The 21,169-nt window shown below is 63.8% G+C and carries 18 protein-coding genes; 3 read left to right on the top strand and 15 right to left on the bottom strand.

Going from position 1 to position 21,169, the window contains the following annotated elements; genetic code table 11:
* Window positions 1-66: 66 nt before the first annotated feature.
* The 4 genes from hutI to tdh form a co-directional block, all read right to left on the bottom strand.
* Window positions 67-1,299, bottom strand: a complete 1,233-nt coding sequence (gene hutI / locus QRM57_RS08110) for an imidazolonepropionase (protein ID WP_284986209.1) — start codon at window positions 1,297-1,299, stop codon at window positions 67-69.
* An 11-nt stretch (window positions 1,300-1,310) separates the two neighbouring features.
* Window positions 1,311-2,408: an NAD(P)/FAD-dependent oxidoreductase gene (locus QRM57_RS08105; RefSeq protein ID WP_284986208.1), complete on the bottom strand. Its 1,098-nt coding sequence runs from the start codon at window positions 2,406-2,408 to the stop codon at window positions 1,311-1,313.
* Window positions 2,409-2,567: 159 nt separating this feature from the next.
* Window positions 2,568-3,761, bottom strand: a complete 1,194-nt coding sequence (locus QRM57_RS08100) for a glycine C-acetyltransferase (RefSeq protein ID WP_284986207.1) — start codon at window positions 3,759-3,761, stop codon at window positions 2,568-2,570.
* A gap of 34 nt (window positions 3,762-3,795) precedes the next feature.
* The gene (gene tdh / locus QRM57_RS08095) at window positions 3,796-4,842 is read right to left on the bottom strand and encodes an L-threonine 3-dehydrogenase (protein ID WP_257368516.1); all 1,047 of its coding nucleotides are present in this window, start codon (window positions 4,840-4,842) and stop codon (window positions 3,796-3,798) included.
* Window positions 4,843-4,951: 109 nt separating this feature from the next.
* Between tdh and QRM57_RS08090 the strand changes: the two genes are divergently transcribed.
* Entirely contained in the window at window positions 4,952-5,890 is a 939-nt protein-coding gene (locus QRM57_RS08090) for a LysR family transcriptional regulator (protein WP_284986206.1), read from the top strand.
* 1 nt (window position 5,891) lies between these two features.
* Here QRM57_RS08090 and QRM57_RS08085 read toward each other — a convergent pair whose 3' ends face one another.
* From QRM57_RS08085 to QRM57_RS08065, 5 genes are all read right to left on the bottom strand, one after another.
* Window positions 5,892-7,076 (bottom strand): Gfo/Idh/MocA family protein, encoded by a 1,185-nt coding sequence (locus tag QRM57_RS08085; RefSeq protein WP_284986204.1) that lies wholly within the window; start codon window positions 7,074-7,076, stop codon window positions 5,892-5,894.
* 27 nt (window positions 7,077-7,103) lie between these two features.
* Entirely contained in the window at window positions 7,104-8,165 is a 1,062-nt protein-coding gene (locus QRM57_RS08080) for a LacI family DNA-binding transcriptional regulator (RefSeq protein ID WP_257368519.1), read from the bottom strand.
* A gap of 48 nt (window positions 8,166-8,213) precedes the next feature.
* Window positions 8,214-9,872: a type 2 periplasmic-binding domain-containing protein gene (locus tag QRM57_RS08075; protein ID WP_235519574.1), complete on the bottom strand. Its 1,659-nt coding sequence runs from the start codon at window positions 9,870-9,872 to the stop codon at window positions 8,214-8,216.
* Between the two features lie 70 nt (window positions 9,873-9,942).
* Entirely contained in the window at window positions 9,943-10,866 is a 924-nt protein-coding gene (locus QRM57_RS08070; RefSeq protein WP_235519572.1) for a carbohydrate ABC transporter permease, read from the bottom strand.
* Between the two features lie 41 nt (window positions 10,867-10,907).
* Window positions 10,908-11,939 carry an ABC transporter permease gene (locus QRM57_RS08065; protein ID WP_235519571.1) on the bottom strand — a complete coding sequence of 344 codons (1,032 nt, stop codon included), beginning with the start codon at window positions 11,937-11,939 and terminating at the stop codon, window positions 10,908-10,910.
* Between the two features lie 421 nt (window positions 11,940-12,360).
* On the opposite strand from QRM57_RS08065, the gene QRM57_RS08060 reads away from it, so the two are divergent.
* Window positions 12,361-13,407 (top strand): formylglycine-generating enzyme family protein, encoded by a 1,047-nt coding sequence (locus QRM57_RS08060; RefSeq protein WP_502868631.1) that lies wholly within the window; start codon window positions 12,361-12,363, stop codon window positions 13,405-13,407.
* Window positions 13,408-13,427: 20 nt separating this feature from the next.
* Here the strand turns inward: QRM57_RS08060 and QRM57_RS08055 are convergent, their stop codons facing one another.
* The 6 genes from QRM57_RS08055 to QRM57_RS08030 form a co-directional block, all read right to left on the bottom strand.
* Entirely contained in the window at window positions 13,428-13,985 is a 558-nt protein-coding gene (locus QRM57_RS08055) for a DUF5666 domain-containing protein (RefSeq protein ID WP_284986202.1), read from the bottom strand.
* A 103-nt stretch (window positions 13,986-14,088) separates the two neighbouring features.
* Complete coding sequence (gatB, locus tag QRM57_RS08050) at window positions 14,089-15,597, bottom strand: Asp-tRNA(Asn)/Glu-tRNA(Gln) amidotransferase subunit GatB (protein ID WP_235519568.1); 1,509 nt, start codon at window positions 15,595-15,597, stop codon at window positions 14,089-14,091.
* Window positions 15,597-17,150, bottom strand: coding sequence for an Asp-tRNA(Asn)/Glu-tRNA(Gln) amidotransferase subunit GatA (gatA, locus tag QRM57_RS08045; protein ID WP_257368524.1), 1,554 nt, complete (start codon window positions 17,148-17,150; stop codon window positions 15,597-15,599). The genes gatB and gatA overlap by 1 nt, the downstream gene beginning before the upstream one ends.
* 6 nt (window positions 17,151-17,156) lie before the next feature.
* Window positions 17,157-17,453: an Asp-tRNA(Asn)/Glu-tRNA(Gln) amidotransferase subunit GatC gene (gatC, locus tag QRM57_RS08040; protein ID WP_167264767.1), complete on the bottom strand. Its 297-nt coding sequence runs from the start codon at window positions 17,451-17,453 to the stop codon at window positions 17,157-17,159.
* A gap of 65 nt (window positions 17,454-17,518) precedes the next feature.
* Window positions 17,519-18,628: an AI-2E family transporter gene (locus tag QRM57_RS08035; RefSeq protein WP_284986201.1), complete on the bottom strand. Its 1,110-nt coding sequence runs from the start codon at window positions 18,626-18,628 to the stop codon at window positions 17,519-17,521.
* Window positions 18,629-18,641: 13 nt separating this feature from the next.
* Window positions 18,642-19,520 carry a cytochrome c oxidase assembly protein gene (locus QRM57_RS08030; protein ID WP_284986200.1) on the bottom strand — a complete coding sequence of 293 codons (879 nt, stop codon included), beginning with the start codon at window positions 19,518-19,520 and terminating at the stop codon, window positions 18,642-18,644.
* A 94-nt stretch (window positions 19,521-19,614) separates the two neighbouring features.
* Here QRM57_RS08030 and QRM57_RS08025 point away from each other — a divergent pair, with 94 nt between their 5' ends.
* On the top strand, window positions 19,615-21,129 hold the full coding sequence (locus QRM57_RS08025; RefSeq protein WP_502868630.1) for an LCP family protein: 1,515 nt from the start codon (window positions 19,615-19,617) through the stop codon (window positions 21,127-21,129).
* The last annotated feature ends 40 nt before the right edge of the window (window positions 21,130-21,169 follow it).

The raw sequence follows: 21,169 nt of genomic DNA, 5'->3' as shown, positions 1-21,169 counted from the left end.
GGGTCACTTATAGCCCATCCGGACCTTCGGAAGGGGCCGTAAGTGACCCCGCGCTTCTTTTAAGAATCAGACGGCGCGTATGCCCGCCCGCCACACCGAGTGTGTCAGCGGGATGCCGGGACGATACGCCAAGTGCGTGGCCGACGGCGCCTTGAGCATGTGCAGGTCAGCGCGATGGCCGACGGCGAGCGAACCCACCGCCCGTTCGCCGTCGGCGTCGTTCCCTGACTCCGTGCCCAGCGCCAAGGCGCCGCCATACGTTGCCGCGCGGACGGCTTCATGGACGCTCAGGTGCATCTGGAGCACGGCCGTGGTGACGCAGAACGCCATGGAACTGGTGTAGGAGGTGCCGGGATTGCAGTTGGCCGCCAGCGCGATCTGCACGCCGGCATCGATCAGCCCGCGGCCGGGTGCCAGTGGTTGGCGGGTGGACAGGTCGCAGGCGGGGAGGCAGGTTGCCACCGTCCCCTTCGTCCCCTGTCCCGTCGCCGGATCCCAGCCGGCCCATGTTTCCGCGAGCGCTTTCACGTCCTTGTCCGAAAGGTAGTTGACGTGGTCGACGCTCGCAGCCGCGAACTCGACAGCCAGGGCAACGCCGGGGCCCTCGCCCAGCTGGTTGCCGTGCACCCGGAGGCCCAGGCCGGCATCGCGGGCGCTAGTCAGGACGCGGCGGGACTGGTCCTCCGTGAAGGCACCCCGCTCGCAGAAAACGTCGGCCCACCGGACGTACGGCAGGACGGCGTCGAGCATGGGACCACAGACCAGGTCCGTGTACTCCTCCGGGTCGGACCCTTTCGGGACCAGGTGCGCGCCGAGATAGGTGACTTCATCGACTTCCGCAGCCGCGATTCGGGCGCTGCGGGCCTCGTTTTCCACGTCCAGCCCGTAACCGGTCTTGCTTTCCAGGTAGGTGGTGCCTTGGGAGACTGCCTCGGCCACGCGGTCCCGCACAAGGCGGGTCAGTTCGTCGTCGCTGGCTGATCGTGTGGCGCCGGTGGTGACGGCAATTCCGCCCGCGCTGTAGCTTTCGCCGGCCATGCGGGCCTCGAACTCGGCAGTGCGGTCACCTGCGAAGACCAGGTGCGAGTGCGAATCCACCCAGCCGGGCAGGACGGCGCGGCCCTCGGCGTCGATCAGCTCGTCAGCCGACGGGGCATCCGTGCTGGACCCCAGCCATGCGATGCGCTCACCTTCGATGACGATTGCCGCATCCTTGAGGACCCGGCGCTCCAGGTCCTGGGTCATCAGCTCGCCGATGTTGGTGATGAGTGTGCTGCCGCTGTTCCTGTTTCCGCTCATGACCCTATTGTTCAGCGCCGGATGGACCAGCGTACTGCCGCAAGTTGCTCCGCTGTCCGGGATTCCGGACTGTCGGCTTCAACGTCCCCCAGGATGAGTGCTGCCGCCAGCTGCGCTATGGCGGACGATGTCTGGAAACCGTAGCCGCCCTGTCCGGCGAGCCAGAAGAAGCCAGGCGCTTCGGCGTCGAATCCCACCACCGGGATTCCGTCCGCGGCTTCGGTCCTCAGCCCCGTCCAGGCGCGGTCCACGGACCGGATTCCCAACGACGTCACGGCGTTGAGCCTGGTGATCAAAGCCTCCACGTCACCAGGGTACGGCTTGGCATCTTCGGCACCGCTCGGCACCGTTTCCGACGGCGAAATCAGGACCTGCCGGCCCTCGGCCCGGAAATAGAAGGAATCGTCCGCGGCGCAAACCATGGGCGTTTCCGGCGTCAGCGGATGGTCGACGTTGACGATCGCCGCCGTCCGGCGGTACGGCTGAAGCCCCAGCTTCTCCACACCGCTGATGACGGCCAGCTCGTCCGCCCACGCACCGGCCGCATTAACCACGACGCCGGACTGGAACCCCTCGGTTCCTGCCCCCACCTGCCAGCCACTGCCCAGCCGCTGTGCCGAATGCACCCTGGCCCCGGTGATGATGTCCACTCCGGCAGCTTCGGCCGTACGGCGGTGTTCCTCAAGAAGGAGCGGGGCGTTGCAGCCGAACGACCCGTTATCCAGGCCCGCGGCCGTGAAGGAATCAGGGTTAAGGGCCGGGCACAGCTGCATGGCCTGATCGTGGGAAATAGGGTGCATGTTGCCGCTGGCTTCAGCCCGTACGGTCTCCTCATCCCCCACCAGCATGAAGCCCCGGGGCGTGAGGATCGGTTCCGCTGACTGCGCGTCCCTCTCCCCCAGCATCTCCAGTGTTCGGACGGTCAGGTCCTGCACCACGGCCGGACCATAGCTGGGGATGAGTTGCCTTGCGGAACGCGAAGACGTGTGAAAAGCCAAGGACTGTTCGGCCTCAACCAATGCAACCGTGCATTTGCCTGCCAGTGCCGCGGCCAGGGAAAGCCCCCCGATGCCGCCGCCAACGATTACCACGTCATAATTCGAAGCCATGGCTCCATCCTGTCAGAACAGATCCTCTCTCACATCCCACCCACAAAACCCAAACCCTCACGCACTTTCCTGAAGGACGTGAGAGAGCGTCGGGCCCAAACAGGCTGGACGTGAGAGAGCGTTGGGCCCAAACGGGCGGGACGTGAGAGAGCGTCGGGCTTAGGCGACCGCGGCGCGACTCTTGACGAACGCCTGGACGCACGCTTCGACGTCGTCCGCGCTGTGGGCAGCCGAAAGCTGAACGCGGATCCGGGCGGCGCCCCTGGGCACGACGGGGAAGCTGAAAGCGGTGACGAAAACGCCGTGCTGGAGCATCTGGTCCGCCACCCGTGCCGCCATGACGGCGTCGCCGAACATGACCGGGATGATGGCGTGTTCGCCGTCGAGCAGTTCGAAGCCTTCCTCGCTCATGCGGCGGCGGAACAGGGCAGCGTTCTCGAAGAGGCGGGTGCGCAGTTCGCCGGATTCCTGGACCAGTTCGATCGCCTTGATGGTCGCGGCAACAATGGCCGGGGCAAGGGAGTTGGAGAACAGGTACGGGCGTGCCTTCTGGCGGAGCATGGCAACGATCTCGCCGCGGCCGGAAACGTAGCCGCCGGAGGCGCCGCCGAGGGCTTTGCCGAAGGTACCCGTGTAAATGTCCACCCTTTCTGAAACGCCGGCGTGCTCGGGGGTGCCGGCACCGGTGGGTCCCATGAAGCCAACGGCGTGCGAGTCGTCCACCATGACCAGGGCGTCGTGCTTTTCGGCGAGGTCGCAAATGGCTTCGAGGGGTGCCAGGTAGCCGTCCATGGAGAAGACGCCGTCGGTGACGATGATCTTGCGTCGTGAACCGGAGGCCTCAACGAGCTTCGCTTCCAGGTCAGCCATGTCCTGGTTGGCGTAGCGGAAGCGCTTGGCCTTGCTCAGGCGGATGCCGTCAATGATGGAGGCATGGTTCAGGGAGTCGGAGATGATGGCGTCTTCCGGACCGAACAGCGACTCAAAAACACCCCCGTTGGCGTCGAAGCAGCTGGAGAACAGGATGGTGTCCTCGGTGCCCAGGAACGCCGAAACGCGGGCCTCCAGTTCCAGGTGGAGGTCCTGGGTACCGCAAATGAAACGTACGGAAGCCATGCCGAAGCCGCGCTCGTCCATGGCGGACTTGGCCGCGGCGATGATGTCCGGGTGGTCGGCCAGGCCCAGGTAGTTGTTCGCGCAGAAGTTCAGGACCTTGTTGGCGGGCTGGCCGAGTTGGCCGGCAGCGATGTGGCTGGCCTGCGGGGAGTCGATGTGGCGTTCGGTCTTGAAGAGTCCGGCGCTGCGGATCTCGTCGAGTTCGCCCTGCAGTTGGTCTTTGATGGCTGAGTACATGGGTGTTCCTAAGGGTGAGGGGAATTCGGTCCGGTTAGAGTTCGGTCCAGTCGAGGACCACTTTTCCGCCGGTACCGTTGCGGGCGATGTCGAAGCCCTTTTCCCAGTCGGATGCGGAGAGCTTGTCGGTGACCACTGCGGAGATACTGCGGTGGAGCACCGGGTTGGAGGAGAGCATGGCACTCATGGCGTACCAGGTCTCGAACATTTCACGGCCATAGATGCCCTTCAGGGTGAGCATGTGGGTGACAACCTTGCCCCAGTCGATGTCGATGGACTGGCTGGGCAGGCCCAGCATGGCGATGCGTCCGCCGTGGTTCATGTTGTCGATCATCTCAGGCAGTGCCGTGGGGTGTCCGGACATTTCCAGTCCAATGTCGAACCCTTCACGCATGCCCAGTTCCTGCTGCGCGTCGCGGACACGCATCTTGGACACGTCAACCGCGAGGTCCACGCCCATCTGCCGGGCGAGTTCCAGGCGGGGCGCGGAAACGTCGGTGATGGCAATCTTGCGGGCGCCGGCGTGGCGGGCGACGGCGATGGCCATCAGTCCGATGGGTCCGGCACCGGTAATGAGCACATCTTCGCCGACCAGCGGGAAGCTCAATGCGGTGTGCACGGCGTTGCCGAAGGGGTCGAAGATGGCGCCGAGTTCCGGGGTAACGGATTCGTCGTGGTGGACCCACACGTTGGTTTCCGGGATCACAACGTACTCTGCAAACGCGCCATCGCGCTGCACGCCGACGGAGACGGTGTGGATACACATCTGGCGGCGTCCGGCACGGCAGTTGCGGCAAATTCCGCAGACCACGTGGCCTTCACCGGAGACCCGGTCCCCTACCTTGACGTCGCGGACGTCCTCGCCGATTTCCACCACTTCACCGTAGAACTCGTGGCCCGCGATGAGGGGTGCCTCGATGATCCCCTGCGCCCAGGCGTCCCAGCTTTGGATGTGGAGGTCGGTGCCGCAGATGCCGGTGGTCATGACCCGGATCTTGACGTCGCCGGGGCCGGCTTCGGGCTCGGGACGGTCGACGAGTTCAAACCCTGCGTGGGGTCCGGATTTGTAGAGAGCCTTCATGGGATTCCTCACTGGCTTAGGGCTGCTTCGCTGCTGCTGAGTCCATTGAAGCTCCGCCAACGATTTAGCACAACTAGATTCTTCTCAATCAACGATTTAGGATTTGCTAATGGAAATTCATCAGCTGCAGATGCTTCGCGAACTTGGGGACCTCGGCAGCGTGAAGGCCGTGGCGGAGACCCTCATGGTCACCCCGTCCGCCGTGTCCCAACAGCTCGCGCTCCTGCAGAGGTCGGTGGATGTGCCCCTAACCCGCAAGGAGGGCAGGGCTTTGGTACTGACCGACGCCGGCCGCGTCCTCGCGGAAGCGGGTGCTGCCGTCGTCAACGCCATGGCAGATGCGCGGGCCGCGATCGGCGCCTACCACGACGCTCCGGACGCGCCTGTCAGCGTGAGCGCCTTCCACAGTGCCGGGCAAGCATTGTTCGCGCCCTTGGCCGCACTGCTGGCAGCAGAAAAAGCGTCCGACGGCGGGATGTCACCACGACTGCGGCTGTCCGACGAAGACGTGGCCCAGGAGGATTTCCCGGGGTTGGCCGCGCGGTATGACCTTGTCCTGGCGCACCGGATGGACAACAGCCCGCCCTGGCCCGAAGACAAGGTCGCGGTGATTCCATTGGCCGACGAGCCGTTGGACATCGCGCTCCCCGCGCATCACCCTTTGGCGGGCCGGACCGAGTTGGAGCCCTCCGACGTCGTCGATGAAACCTGGGTGACCAGCCGCGATGGCTACTCCCCCGCGGATGTCTTGGCCGCCGTCGTGGCCGTGAGCGGGCGCCCCGCGGAGGTGCTGCACCGCATCAATGACTATTCCACCGTTGCGGCGCTGGTCTCGGCCGGTGGTGCAATTGGGTTGCTGCCCAGGTTTACGGCCCGACGCGTGCTGGACGCAGGCGTGGTGCTGCGCCCGCTGGCCGGAGTGAATTCCGTCCGCAAAATCGACATCCTCGCCCGGCCTGAGGCTCTCAAAAGAAAATCGGTCATGACGGTTTGCGAGTCACTTCAAACCGTCATGACCGAGCTCATCGAACTGTCCAGTCCCCGCTAGCTCAGTCGCGGACCAGGGCGGGCTGGCCGGCGTCGAAATATTCCACCAGCTCGGCCGGGAGTTCCGGCACTTCCTGTGCGGAGCCATCGCCACGCAGGGACTCGGCTGCCAGGATGCCCGCCACCACGGCTTGCCGCGCGGCGATCGGGCTGGTCTGTGTTTGGCCGCCATCGGAGGCAAACCGCAGGAATTCATCGATGAGGCGCGGATCGGCACCGCCGTGGCCGCCTTCGCCGTCCTGAATGGTGATGACTTCATCCGGCGCGGCATAGCCGTACGACCGGCTGGTCCACACGTTGATGGTCTCCCCCGGCCCATCGCCCAGGTTCTCGATCCGGCCCTTAGTGCCGATCACCGTGTAGTTCCGCCAGTAGTCGGGCGTGAAGTGGCACTGCTGGTAGGAGGCCAGGACGCCGTTGTCCAGCACCATGTTCATCATGGAAATGTCCTCGACGTCGATCACCTCCGCCAGGTCCTTCTGCTCCGTGGGCGGCCAGTTGTCCATGGAGAACCAGTCGCCCATGCGCTTTCCGGCGTTGTCGCTTCGATTCGGCACGTCGCCGTAGACTGCAAGATCGCCGACGGCGGCAACCCGCTTGGTGTACCCGCCGGCCAGCCAGTGGATCACGTCAATGTCGTGGGCACCCTTTTGGAGCAACAGCGACGTGACGTTGGCCCGCTGCGCGTGCCAGTCCTTGAAGTAGTAGTCACCGCCGTGGCCCACGAAGTGCCGGCACCACACCGCCTTAACGTCACCGATCCTGCCGTCCTCGATGAGCTGGCGCATCTGGACCACCACCGGCATGTGGCGCATGTTGTGGCCGACGTAGAGCCGGGTACCGGTTTGGTAAGCAGTCTTCAGGATCAGGTCCGCGGCCTCCACGGTAATGTCCAGCGGCTTCTCGCAGAAGGTGGGGATGCCCGCCTTGAGCGTACGGACGGCGACGGCGGCGTGCTGGTTATCGGGGGTCAGGACCAGTACGGCGTCCAGGCCGCTGGCCAGCAGCTCCTCAAGATCATCCGTGATCTGCGCGGTGGGGATGCGTTCAGCAGCGTCTGCGCGGCCGCGTTCGCTGAGGTCGCAAACGATGGTGACTTCAGAGCCTTCGCCCGGCTTGTGGGCATGCTTCCAAAGCCCCGACCGCAGGCCAAAACCTACGATGCCGACCTTCAAATCCTTTTCCATGGTGTGAAATTTCCTTCTGCTGATTCATTAGTAAAGTCTGGTTGCGGCGCTGCGATGCGGCGCCGATTCGCGCACGAACAAGTGCCAGGGGAAGTCCAGGACACCCGGCTCCTTTGCGGCACCTCCGGCAGAGTCTCCGGTCTGGCCGGTGGCACGTCGCAGGAGCAGCCGGGCCAGCTTGTCGAAAAAGTCCACTGGGCCAACAGTGCTCAGCGACGGCGACATCCGTTCACCTTCTACCGTGTTGCCGACGCCGATGATGTCTACATCGGTGCCCACGGCCAGCCCCAGGCGTTGGGCGGCGTTGATGGCGCTGACTGCGGCGAAATCCGTGGTGGCGTAGATAGCAGTAGGCCGGTCCGGCATGCTGAGTACCCGCGTTGCCGCAGCGTAGGCCCCGGCGCTGGTGCCATCGAACAAGCCCACGTAGTCTTCCCGTTCCGCAATTCCGGCGGCTGCGAGCGCTTCGGAGTAGGCCCTGTAGCGTGCCCCACCGGAGGTTCCCTGGGCCGTGGCCGGAGTCAGGCAAGCGATCTTCCGATGGCCGTGGAGCAGGTGCTCCACGGCCATGCGGCAGCCAGGCCCGGCAATGGAACGGATAACGTCGAACCCTTCCGCGTCCAACCCTTCGTCGAAGACCACCAGGGTGGTTCCGTGCTCGGCGAGCTTACGAAGTTCATCCCGCTGGCCCTTGCTGACAGCGTCCACGAACACGGCGTCGGCGTTATGCGTGCCCAGGACCTTCACCCAGTCCGCATCTCCGAGGATCATCGGTGTGATGCCCAGCGGGGCGGCCGCCTTCTGGACGGCCTCAATGACGGACAGGGACCAGGGATCGGACAGCATGGTCAGCGACAGGATCACTGTGTTGGTACGGCCGGTCCGGATGGCACGGGCCGCCTGATTGGGGCGGTAGCCGAGCCGCTCCGCAGCGGCCTTGACCTTTTCCGCCGTCGGGTCCGAAACACCTGGTCCGCCATCACCGCGGCGACCCGAGAGGACATAGGAAACCGTGGCCGTGGAGACGCCCGCCAATTCGGCCACCATACGGATGGTGGGTCGGACTCCGGTGCTGCTTGTTTTTGCCATGGTTCCCCCTGCTGGTACGTGCTTGTTTTCTTCGTTGTTGGTCTGAGGCTAGCTCCTGAAGACCGGGGCGTTGGGGTCCAACGCGGCCTGGTACTCGTCGCGCATCTTGTCGCCGCCCTCGCTCTTCCAGCGCTTCACGGCGTCCTTGAGTTCGTCGATCTTGGCGCGGCCGGTGATGATATCCACTACCTTGTCGCGCAGTTGCTTGGTGATCTTTGCTCCCACCTTGGCGTTGGTGTCCGAGTAGGAACCGTTGGTGGGGTTGCGCCACGCGAATTCGAGGAGCTTTTCTTCCTGCTTGCTGACGTAGCGTGTGTCGTCGTCGAAGCCCGGGTTGAAAATGACGTTTTCCGGACTGGCCATGATGTTCAACGCGGATACCAGGCCGGGGGCGTTGGTGGTGCCGGTTTCGGTGCGTGCCGGGGTTCCGGAGGCGTCGATGGTGTAGTCCTGGCCGAGCTCGCCGAAGTTCTTTTGCATGTATTCCACGGTGCCGAACGGCGCCGACAGGTAGTTGATCAGCGCGAGGAGCTCGCGGATCTTGCCCTCGTCCGCCTTCTTGAATGGTGTGAAACCGACTGTTCCGTACCCCATGTCGTAGACGGGCTTGACCTTGCCGTCGGCACTGAAGGGGATCAAAATGTCGAACTGGGCGTCCTTGTTCAGCGAGCGGTAGCTGCGGATGTCGTGCGGACCAACCACCACCTGGGCTGCGACGCTGCCATTGGCTACGCGGGAACGGATGTCGGTGGCTTTGGAGTCCGGGTAGAAGACACCGGCGGCGAACATTTTGGCCGTGAACTCCACACCGGCCAGGTATTCGTCGGTTTCGTAGAGGTGCGTCAACGTGCGGTCCTTGTTCACTGCCCAGCTGTTCGGGGCACCGAACCACTCCGTGACCATGTGCAGGGCGTTGATGTAGGCGGGCTCCAACGCGTACTTCTGCTCACCGGGACGCGTCAGTTCCTTGGCCTTGTCCAGGAACTCATCAGCGCTGCCGGCCTCAAAGCCCCCTACCTGCTCCCACACTGCATGATTGCCCACATAGACCTGGCCGAACGGGGTGCTCGGGATGGGAGCTCCCCAGATCTTGCCATTGACGACGGCGGTCTTCCAGGAATCGGGCTTGAGGGCCGCGAGGTTGGGGTACTCAAGGACGGCGTCGCCCGAGAGGTAGGGCGTCAGGTCCTGGAACTTGGCTTCCAGCATGGGGCCGACGTTGGGAATGCCCTGGTTCGGCGGAACCCACATCATGTCCGGGAGGTCGTTGCTGGCAAGGACGGTGGCGAACTTCGCCGGGTAGCCGTCGCCAATGTCCTCTGCGATCTGCAGCTCCAGGTCGCCGCCGAGCTTGGCGTTGAGACGCTGCCAGAACGGGTTGTCCTTCAGCCCGGGGCTCATGGTGTCGAAGGTTTCGGTCAGCCCGGTCACTTTGCCTTTGAGGGGCGGAGTCTTCACGGACTGCACGGCGGTGGGCAGCTTGAAGTACCCGGCCTGGAGGCCCTTGGCATTGCCCGCAATATCGGGGGTGACTCCGGTAAATTCCTTGTACGTGGGCAGTTTGACCGAGGCTGAGGCGGCGGCGCCTCCGTTGCCTGCAGACCCGCCACCACCGCAGGCGGACAGGCCGACGGCGGTCACGGCCAGGCCTGCGAGGCCAAGGAAACCGCGGCGGCTGAATCCAGCCTGTGAGGTAGTGCTCGTCATGGCATAACCCTTTCTGGTTACTTGCTTCATGGTGTGTTGTGTCAGTTCTTTGGCGGGTCCGCGGATGCGGTCAGCCCTTCACTGCGCCGGTGATGACGCCCTTGGCGAAGTGCTTTTGGAGGAACGGGTAGACCATCAGGATGGGGACCAGGGCAACCACGACGACGGCCATCTGGATGGACTGCGGCGGAGGCGTTGTGGTGATTCCGAGCTGATCTGCGGCACCGCTGCCCTGGACTACGAAGTTGCGGAGCAACAACTGAATCGGCCACTTGGAGTGGTCGTTGATGTAGAGCAATGCATTGAAGAAGGAGTTCCAGAAACCAACCGCGTAGAACAGCCCGACGACGGCGATCACGGCTTTGGACAGCGGCATGACGATCCGCCACAGAATCTGCCAGTCGTTGGCGCCGTCGATCCTGGCGCTTTCAATCAGTTCCCCGGGGATGTTCATGAAGAAGGACCGCATGACCACAAAGTTGAAGGCACCGAAAATGCCGGGAAGGATCAGCGACCACAGCGAGTCCAGCAGCCCCAGCTGACGGATCATGAGGAAGGACGGAATCAGGCCCGGTGCAAAAAGCAGCGTGAACAGCACTGCCAGGATCACCGGCCGGCCGAAGAGGACAGTGCGGCTGGTGGCGTAGGCCATGGTGATGGTCACGAACAGCGCCAGGATGGTGCCTACTGCCGTGATCAGCATGCTCACGCCCAGCGACTGCAGGACCATGGGGCCTTTGAAGATGGTGGCATAGGCTTCGAACGTGGGTCGCTCCGGCCAGAGGACGAACCCGCCTGCCTTGACGAGCTGCTCCGTATCCGCAAGGGACGTCGAAACCACCAACAGGATGGGGGTCAGGATGGAGATACTGAAGACGATCAGGACGACTGCTTTGACCGTTTGGTAGAGCGCGGAAGGTTTTTCCTTCCACACCGGGCGTTTGGGGTTGTACGTCAGTTCCCGGGGTTTCCTGGTGAAAAGTGTTGTTGCCATGGGTTCTCCTTGTGCGGCTGCCGCGCGGGCCTGCGTGGCTCTCAGCGCGCTTGTTTTGCGAAGATTCCGTCTTCTCCGAAACGGTGGGCAAGTTTGTTGGCGCCGTAGATCAGCAGGGCGCTGACCACACCTTTGGCGAGCCCGGCTGCTGCGCCGGAGCTCCAACCGCCGCCCACTACGCCGGTGTAATAGGTGAAGGTGTCCAGCACTTCCGCAGCTCCGGCCCCTACTGCGTCACGCTGCAGGATGAACTGCTCAAAGCCGACGGACAGGATGTCGCCGATCCGAAGGATCAGCAGCAGAACGATCACCGGCCGGAGCCCGGGGAGGGTGATGTGCCACATCCGGCGCCAGCGCCCTGCACCATCTGCCGCGGCTGCTTCGTAGAGTGACGCGTCAATGCTGGCAAGGGCTGCCAGGAAGATGATCATGGCCCAGCCGGCGTCCTTCCAGATCATCTGGACCACCACCATGAGAGGGAAGGTCTCGGGGTTGGTCATGAACGGAATCGGGTCCATGCCCCAATCACGGAGCAGGTTGTTGACGAATCCCGCACCACCCAGCATTTGCTGGAAGAACGCAATTACCAGGACCCAGGACAGGAAGTGCGGCAGGTAGGCGATGCTCTGGAAGATCTTGCGGACCCGGGTACTGATCAGCGAGTCGACAATCAGGGCCAGCACCAGGGGCACCGGGAACAGGAAGACCAGTTGCCAGGCTGCCAGGTACAGGGTGTTCCAGAAAGCGTGGAGGAAGTCCGGGTTTCCGAACAGTTCCACGAAGTTCTGCCAGCCAACCCACAGGCTGTCACCGATGCCCAAGTAGGGCTGGTAGTCCTGGAACGCGATGACGTTGCCGAGGATGGGAATGTAGAAGAAGAGCAGCAGAAAGGCCACGCCCGGCACCATCATGAGCAGCATCTGCTTGTCTCGACGCAGGCGTGACCGGAAGCTTTGCTGCGGAGCCTTGCCCTTCCGCTTCTTTGGGCCGGTTCCGGGTGGCTTGCTGCCCGCCCTGGCCGGGACTCGGCGAGCTTCGGGCAATGCCGGAGCCTGTTCCGTCGTCGAGTTCATGCTGTCTCCTCAAGTGCTGAGCCCAAATCATCAATGTGATTCAGGCCACGCTCGTTAACCGTTTAACAAACGATAAGTGACGCTTTCCACTTTTGCAAGAACATGATTGAAACTGATCACAGAAATCACTTTCCATCACTTTGTTGGTGCAGGGTGGCGCTTCCGTGGCGGCGCTCCGCACCTGCACGCGCCATTCGCCCCCGTAAGTGCTGGTGCGCAGGGCGGCAAGGGGTGCGTGCCAGGGGTGTACGGGGTGCGCTGGGCGGTAACGGGTGCGGACCAAGGGTGCGGACAAGGGGTGCTAGGGGTGCGAGGGGTGTACGGGGTGCGCTGGGCGCGGGTGCAACAGGCGCAACAGGCGCGGGCCAAGCCTCCGGCACCGCTAAAGTACTAGCAGGCGGAGTTCAGACAGAGAGTTCACATGGCAGATTGCTGCAGCCCAGGCGCCCGGACGCATACCCATCAGGGCAGATCCCTCGAGCAGGGCCGGCCCCTCCCCCTGCACACCATAGGTGTTCGAGCCATGGCGGGCGACGCCGTCGAAAAAGCTGCGGGCACCGCCGTCGAAAGTGCGGCACGCTCAACCGGAGCATCCGAAACATCCGACGTCGACATTCCGGCCGGCACCTTCGCCATGGGTGATCCGTTCGGCGAAGGCTACGACGGAGACGGCGAAACTCCCGTGCACGAGGTACAGGTGTCGGCGTTCCGAATCAGCGCCACCACGGTAACCAATGAGCAATTTGCCGGCTTTGTCGACGCCACCGGGCACCGCACCGAGTCCGAGCTCTACGGGACCTCGGCGGTGTTCCACCTGGCCGTGAAAGCCCGGCCGGAGGACATTCTGAACCGGGTCAGCCCGGTCCCCTGGTGGCTCAATGTCCGCGGAGCTGACTGGGCGCACCCTGCGGGGCCGCTCTCGCACTGGACAGACATCCCCGACCACCCCGTGACCCACGTGTCCTACAACGATGCCCTGGCTTACTGTGCGTGGGCGTCCCGCAGGCTCCCCACGGAAGCCGAATGGGAATACGCCGCGCGCGGTGGCCTGGCCGGGCAACGCTACCCGTGGGGCAACGAACTCCACAACGGAACTCTGGGCCAGGACGCCCACAACTGCAATATCTGGCAAGGCAATTTCCCGGTCCGCAACGACCTCGACGACGGCTACCTCACCACCGCGCCGGTCCGTTCATACAGCCCCAACGGCTACGGGCTCTACCAAACCAGCGGAAACGTCTGGGAATGGTGCAGCGACTGGTTCCTGCCCAAGTACTACAGGACGTGCCAGGCTCAGGGCACGGTGGTGAACCCGCCAGGCCCGACGATCGGCAGCGGGCGGGTCATGCGCGGAGGCTCATACCTTTGCCACGATTCGTACTGCAACCGCTACCGACTGTCCGCGCGCAGTTCCAACACGCCCGACTCAGCCAGCGCCAACCTGGGTTTCCGGACAGTGGCCCTCTGACTCAGGCGCAGGCCTCTGACTCAGGCGCGGCCGTGGGCCCGATGCCCGAGCTTCCCTTTGGGTCCTGCCGGAAGTTCGCCTGACACGATCCGCGTCGCGGTCACCGCAGTGCCGTCCTTGATCCCGCTGGCGTGCACGGTGTCACCGGCCTTCAGCTCAGCAACCGTGGCCGAGGGCAGCATGGGCTTGCCCTTTCCGTTCCGGAGCTGCGACAGGTCCGTCGGGATCTTGGTGATGCGGGTTTCGGCGTTGATGGCATACCGCTGGGTGAAGCCGTCTTCGCTCTTGACCGTGACCTCCGAGTCGCTCACCGATTCAATGGTTCCGGCCTGGGTGACCACGGTGCGGTAGCTGCCATCCTGTTGTTTCACGACGTGCTCGCCGTGGATACCTTTTCCGCGTCCCTCCGCGGCCTTGGTGTCCGCTGAGGTGGTCGGGCTTGGTGAGGCGGTGGAGCTCGACGGCGAAGGGCTCGGTTGGGTGCCCGCCCACACTGCGGCGGTCCCACCTCCGGTCAACGCGACGGCGATCCCACCGGCAAGGAGGACCTTTCGAAATCCTGGTGTGATGGTGCCCATGCATCCATTGTGCGCGCGTCAGGACAAAAAAGTAGCCCGCCGTGGTGGCGTTCCGGATGGGAACGGGCACCACAGCGGGCTACTTGCGGGTCAAGCCAAGGGATCAGCCCTCGACGCCGAGCTTCTGCAGGATCAGCTCGCGGACACGGCCGGCGTCGGCCTGGCCACGGGTGGCCTTCATGACGCCACCAACGATCGCGCCGATGGCCTGGACCTTGCCGCCTCGGATCTTCTCCGCGACATCCGGCTGCGCGGCGAGTGCGGCGTCGATGGCTTCCAGGAGGGGGCCGTCGTCGGACACCACGGCCAAGCCGCGCTTCTCGACGATCTCAGCCGGAGTTCCTTCGCCGGCGAGCACGCCGTCCAGGACCTGGGTGGCCATCTTGTTGTTGATCTTGCCGTCTTCAACCAGCTTGTTCAGCTCCACGATGACCTGTGGGGTGACACCCAGCTCGGAAGGATCGACGTCGGCAACCTTGGCGCGGCCAACGATCTCGCCCATCCACCACTTGCGGGCAACGTCAGCAGACGCTCCTGCTGCGATGGTTTCCTCGATGGAATCCATGACGCCGGCGTTCACCACATCGCGGAACTCGAGATCCGAGTAGCCCCAGGCTTCCTTGAGGCGCTTACGGCGTTCCGCCGGGGGCTCCGGGAGGGTAGCGCGAAGCTCCTCCACCCACTCACGGGAAGCAACGACGGGAACCAGGTCCGGCTCCGGGAAGTAGCGGTAATCGTCGGCGTCGGACTTGGGGCGACCGGACGTCGTCGACCGCGTATCCTCGTGCCAGTGGCGTGTCTCCTGGATGACCGGCTCGCCGGATTCCAGGACGGCAGCATGGCGCTGGATCTCGTAACGGACGGCGTGCTCGACGGCGCGCAGGGAGTTCACGTTCTTGGTTTCCGAACGGATACCGAAGCGCTCCCGGCCGTGCGGCCGCAACGAAACGTTGGCGTCGCAACGGACGTTGCCGCGCTCCATCCTGGCATCGGAAACACCGAGGTTCTTGACGATCTCGCGGATTGCCGCGACGTAAGCCTTGGCCAGTTCCGGTGCGCGGCTGCCCGCGCCCTCGATCGGCTTGGTGACGATTTCCACCAGTGGCACACCCGAACGGTTGTAGTCCACCAATGAGTAGTCGGCACCCTGGATACGGCCGGCAGCGCCACCCATGTGGGTGAGCTTTCCGGCGTCTTCCTCCATGTGTGCGCGTTCGATCTCCACGCGGAACACCGTGCCGTCTTCCAGCTCGATGTCGAGGTAGCCGTCATACGCGATCGGCTCGTCGTACTGGGACGTCTGGAAGTTCTTGGGGGTGTCCGGGTAGAAGTAGTTCTTCCGGGCAAAACGGCATGATTCGGCGATCTTGCAGTTCAGGGCAAGGCCGATCTTGATGGATGACTCCACCGCCGTCTTGTTCACCACGGGAAGGACACCGGGCATGCCGAGGTCTACTTCGTTGACGTTGGTGTTCGGCTCGTCACCGAAAACGTTCGGAGCGGAGGAAAACATCTTGGTCTTGGTGTTGAGCTCCACGTGGACCTCGAACCCCAGGACGGGATCGTACTTCTCCATGGCCTCTTCGAAGCTCAGGGTTGCGTCGACGGACATTAGTTGGAACCTCCGGCGGTAGTTGCGGCAGCGCCAAGTGCTGGTGCCTGCGCGAGCATCGGGCCGCCCCACTTCTCTTCAAGGATGGATTCAAGGACAGCACCCACGCGGTACAGGCGGGCATCCTCGCGGGCCGGAGCCAGCAGCTGGATGCCGACCGGCAGGCCGTCTTCGTCGGCCAGGCCGCCCGGCAACGACAACCCCGGAATGCCGGCAAGGTTGGCCGGAATCGTCGCGACGTCGTTCAAGTACATGGCCAGCGGATCGTCGAGCTTCTCGCCGAGCTTGAACGCCGTGGTGGGCGCCGTCGGAGAAATCAGGACATCGGCCTGGGCGAAAGCGGCATCGAAGTCGCGTTGGATCAGGGTGCGAACCTTCTGGGCCGAGCCGTAGTAGGCGTCGTAGTATCCGGCACTTAGTGCGTACGTGCCCAGGATGATGCGGCGCTTGGCCTCGTCACCGAAACCTGCCGCGCGGGTGGCTGCCATGACACGCTCAATGGTCATGGGGCCGTCCTTGGGCAGGACGCGCAAGCCAAACCGCACGCCGTCGAATTTGGCCAGGTTGCTGGACACCTCGGACGGCATGATCAGGTAGTAGGCACCCAGGGCGTACTTCAGGTTGGGGCAGGAAACCTCAACGATTTCAGCTCCGGCATCCTTGAGGATCTGGAGGGACTCGTTGAAACGGTTCTCGACGCCGGCCTGGTAGCCCTCGCCGTGGAGTTCCTTCACAATACCGATCTTCATCCCGGCTACGTTGCCCATGCGGGCAGCGGCCACCAGGTTGGTGAACGGGTCGGTCAGGGACGTGGAATCGAAAGGATCGTGCCCGCCGATGACTTCCTGCAGCAAAGCGGAGTCCAGCACCGTACGGGAAACCGGGCCGATCTGGTCCAGCGACGACGCCATGGCAATGGCGCCGTAACGGGACACTGCGCCATACGTCGGCTTGACGCCCACGGTTCCGGTGACAGCGCCAGGCTGGCGGATGGAACCGCCCGTATCGGTGCCCAGTGCCAACGGGGCCTCAAAAGCGGCGACGGCGGCCGCGGAGCCACCGCCTGAACCACCAGGAATGCGGTCCAGGTCCCAGGGGTTGCGGGTGGGACCGAATGCCGAGTGTTCCGTGGAAGAACCCATGGCGAATTCATCCAGGTTGGTCTTGCCCAGGATCGGCATCTTGGCTGCGCGCAGCTTCTTGACCACGGTTGCGTCGTACGGGCTGTGCCAGCCCTCAAGGATCTTCGAACCAGCTGTAGTCGGCTGGCCAATGGTGACAATGAGGTCCTTGACGGCGATGGGCACGCCGGCAAGGGCGTGCAGTTCCTCGGCGGCGGATCCCCCGGCGGCGCGGGCAGCGTCAACCTCGGCGGCTACGGCGAGCGCTTCTTCCGTGTTGACGTGCAGGAAGGCATGTACCTGGCCATCGACGTCGGCGATCCGGTCGAGGTGCGCCTGTGTCACCTCGACAGCGGATACGTCGCCGGAGGCCAGCTTGGCTGCGAGATCAGCAGCGGAGTGGCGGATGAGTTCGTTCTTCAGTTCAGTCATCAGTAATTAGTCCTCATCCAGGATTGCCGGGACCTTGAAACGGTTCTCGTACGCATCCGGAGCGCCGGACAACGCCTGCTCAGCCGTGAACGTGTGACCCACGACGTCCTCACGGAACACGTTGGTCAGCGGAATCGGGTGCGACGTGGCCGGCACGTCCTCTCCCGCGGCTTCGCTGACGGACTTCACCGAATCAACGATGACGGCGAGCTCGCCAGCCATCCTGTCCAGTTCTTCGGCACTCATTTCAATGTGAGCCAGACGCGCAAGATGCGCGACGTCGTCACGGTTGATCGCAGCCATGGATCTCCCCTGCAAAGTTCAAATGGTTTTCCGAACCAGTCTACTTGGCCGGGCACGCGCCTCGGTCAGCCCTCAGCCGCAACTGCTTCAGCGTCCGGTCCGGGTTCAGGTTCCTGATCCGGTTCCGGCCCGGACAGCGTCTTGAAGACGGTCCATCCGACGGCGGTGACAGGAACGGCGAGCAGTGCACCCACGATTCCGGCGATCATGGTGCCGGCAGCCAGGGCCAGCAGGATCGCCAATCCGTGAATGCTGAGGACCCTGCCCATCAGGAGGGGTTGCAGGAGGTGGTGTTCCAGCTGGTTTGCACCGACGACGACGGCCAGCACAATCAGGGCCGTCACAGGACCATTGGAGATCAGGGCGACGGCGACCGCCAAGGTTCCCGCGGCCGTAGCGCCGATGATCGGGATAAACCCTCCAATGAAGACGAAGGCGCCCAGCGGCAACGCCAAGGGAACGCCCAGGATGGCCAAGGCCACCCCAACGATGATTCCGTCCGTTGCGGCAACGATGGCAGTTCCGCGGACGTAGCCGCCCAGGACGACCGCGCTGCGTTCGATGGCCATGTGCGCTTTGGGGCGGCGTTCGGCGGGCAGGAAGCCGATCAGGAAGTTGCGGATCTTGTGCCCGTCCTTGAGGAAGAAGAACAGGATCACAGCCATCAGCACCATTCCGGCCAGGATTTCCCCCAATGTCCGTGCCCCGGTCAGTGCTTCCGTACCAAACGAGCTGGAGGTGAAGAACCGCTGTACCGATTCGCGGGTGTCGTTGATTTGGGCGTCGCTCACCGGGATTGGTCCGGAGGTCAGGAAATCGTGGAGGTGGTCGAGGCCGGCAACCGCCTTCGCTGTCAGGTCTTTCGACTGTGCCCGGATGAGGAACACGATCCCCGTCACAATCCCGCCGAACACCACAAGGATTCCCACGAACGAGGCCAGTACGGCGAGGGCGCGCGGCCAGCCGTGCCGGTCAAGCCAACGCACCAGCGGCGCGATCGCAGCGGCCAGGATCAGCGCGATCGTGAGCGGGATCAACACCAGTGGGACACGGGTCAGCGCCCAGATGACAGCCCAGGCCAGCGCCCCTACGGTCAGGGCCTGGATGGAGCGGATGCTGGCACGTCCCAGACCGTCGGCCCATATCGCGGGCAGGCCGGCGCGAAGGTCAGGCATGGCGATCTCCTTCTCAGCGCCCTCGAAGATGTTGGGCGTTCAGTTCTTCCAGTTGCTCGTCGGTCAGGTCGTCGAAGCCCCGGGCCTCACGCTTGTCGCTGCGCGAAAACCGGATGAACATCAGGATGATGAGCGGCAGGTCCACGATTTCACAGATGAACCACAAAGCATCCCCCGCCAACTGCTGGTCACGCAAGGGATCCGGGAACCAGCCCAAGGCCGCTTGCGTCGTCATCACGTGATCGAGCACCTGCCCGTTAAGGCGGAGCAGGATGCCGGGGACCGCATCGACCAGGAGCTCGATGAAGACGAAGACGAACTCCAGGGTGATGTAGGCACTGGACCGCTGGAAATCGGCTTCCTCGATGATGGGCAGTGCCATGAGAAGGCCCAGCAACGGAATCAGGATGGTCAGGAGAGCCTGCGCCAAAGGATCGGCCCGCAGGGTGTGGAAGGCAGGGGTCAGGAAGGTGGAGAACAGCGCCAACCCCAGTAGCGGCGCGGCGAGCGAATTGCTGACCAATCGCACGGCGGGATGGGCCAGGACGGTGTTCAGCCTCTCGATGCCGGAGGGAGGCAAGGCGGCACGGGCCAGTGAGATCGGCCTGCCCAATCCGATCAGGAGCGGCACCACGAACAGGAGCAGGGAAACCTTGACTGTGAAGGCCCACCGCAGGTCTGAGCTATAGACTCCGAGGAACCCGCAGGTAAGCACAGCCAAGGATCCGAGGCCCAGGACATAGAACGCGACGGTTCGCCAGAGGGGCCAGCTGTGGCCATTGGCGGCGGCAGACTTCAGTCCAAGACCATAGAGCACGCCGAAAGCGCTGATCATGATCACAGCTGCCCAGTCGATCTGCCAGGCGCTGACGAGGACATCAAAGGGCGGCACAGAGCAATGATAGGCACCTGTGGGCGCCCTTGGGTATTTCCCAGAATCGCTCAGTAGCATAGGCCCGCCCCCACCCAGAGGAAAGGCCAGTGCCGTGATCGGTCGCCACGAACGCCCCGCCCCCAACTCACCGGATGGTGATTCTCCCCGCTACCCCGGACAAGGAAGCCTTGTCGAGGAAAGTACCGGCTCACCGCGCCGCAGACGCCCCCGCTGGCCCCGGATTGGGGTCATTGTGGTTGCTGCTGCAGTCGTTGGAGTCCTTTGCTTTGGCGGCTACTGGCTGTGGCGGCTTCAATCGAATATCTCCACCACTTCCCTTGGAGCAGGCGGCCAGCGAAGTGAAGGTCCGGTTGATGACAGGAAGGACCGCCTCCAGATCCTGGTGCTGGGCAGTGATACCCGAAGTGGTAAGAACAGCCAGTACGGAACGGCGGACCAGTCCTCCGGCTACGGGCAGTCCGATGTCATGATGCTGGTGGACATCTCCGCGGACAACAACCACGTGAACGTCATCAGCTTCCCCCGGGACCTCCTGGTGGACGTCCCCGCCTGCAAGGACCAGGCAAGCAACGAGCAGCACGACGCCCGCCCGGGCGTGATGATCAACAGCGCCATGGCCGAGGCAGGAATCGGCTGCGCTGTTGACACCGTCAACAAACTCACCGGGCTGGAAGTGGACCATTTCATGATGGCCGATTTCAACGCAGTCAAAGAGCTGACCACCACGGTGGGCGGGGTGGACGTGTGCGTCAATTCCGCCGTCAACGATTCCGACTCGGGCCTTCACCTCCCCAAGGGAACCTCCCAAGTGCAAGGCGACCAGGCCCTGGCGTTCCTCCGGACACGCCACGCTTTTGCCGACGGCGGCGACCTGGGCCGCATCAAGGCCCAGCAGTCCTTCCTGGGCTCCCTCACCAGGAAACTGAAGTCGGAGGGGACGCTCAGCGACCCCCAAAAGCTGCTGGGCATCGCCGATACGATGACCAAGAACCTGACGGTGGACACTGGCCTGGCCTCGGTTCCTGCCTTGCTGACCATTGGCGACCGGCTCAAGAACATCGACCCCGCCAAGGTGAACTTCATCACCGTGCCCACCGTCCCGGCCCCGTCAGATCCCAACAGGCTCGGACTGGATGAACCCGCAGCCTCGAATCTCTTTGCTGCCCTCAGGAACAGCGCGGACCTTACACAAGCCGGAACCCCCTCCCCCGCGCCGTCAAGCTCCGAAGCCAAACCCGCCTTTGACAAAGCACTCCAGCCCATCAGCATTGCCAACGGAACCGGTGTTACCGGCAGAAGCAACGCAATCGCGGCCTTGGTCACGGCTGCGGGCTACACCAAGACCGTCCGGCTGCAGGGCCAACCCCGCGCCCAAACCATGGTGTACTACCAGGCCGGCTTCGCCGACGTGGCGGCGGACATCGCCGGGACGTTCGGCCTCCCGGCAGCAAACGTCCAGGAGGTGACGGGTATCCAAGGCGTGCAGCTCTACGCCGGTGAAGACTTCGTTTCCGGCGACAAGCCAGCTCAAAGCACTACGCAGGGCAACATCCCCACACAAACGGCAAATGACCAGACCTGCCAGGCTACGAACCCGGTGGGCTGATCATTTGCCGTCAGTGTGGGGGCCGGGCACTCCTGCCACC

The organism is Arthrobacter sp. fls2-241-R2A-172 (genome assembly GCF_030208885.1).
Lineage (GTDB): Bacteria > Actinomycetota > Actinomycetes > Actinomycetales > Micrococcaceae > Arthrobacter.
This window is presented reverse-complemented; position numbering and strand designations above follow the sequence as displayed.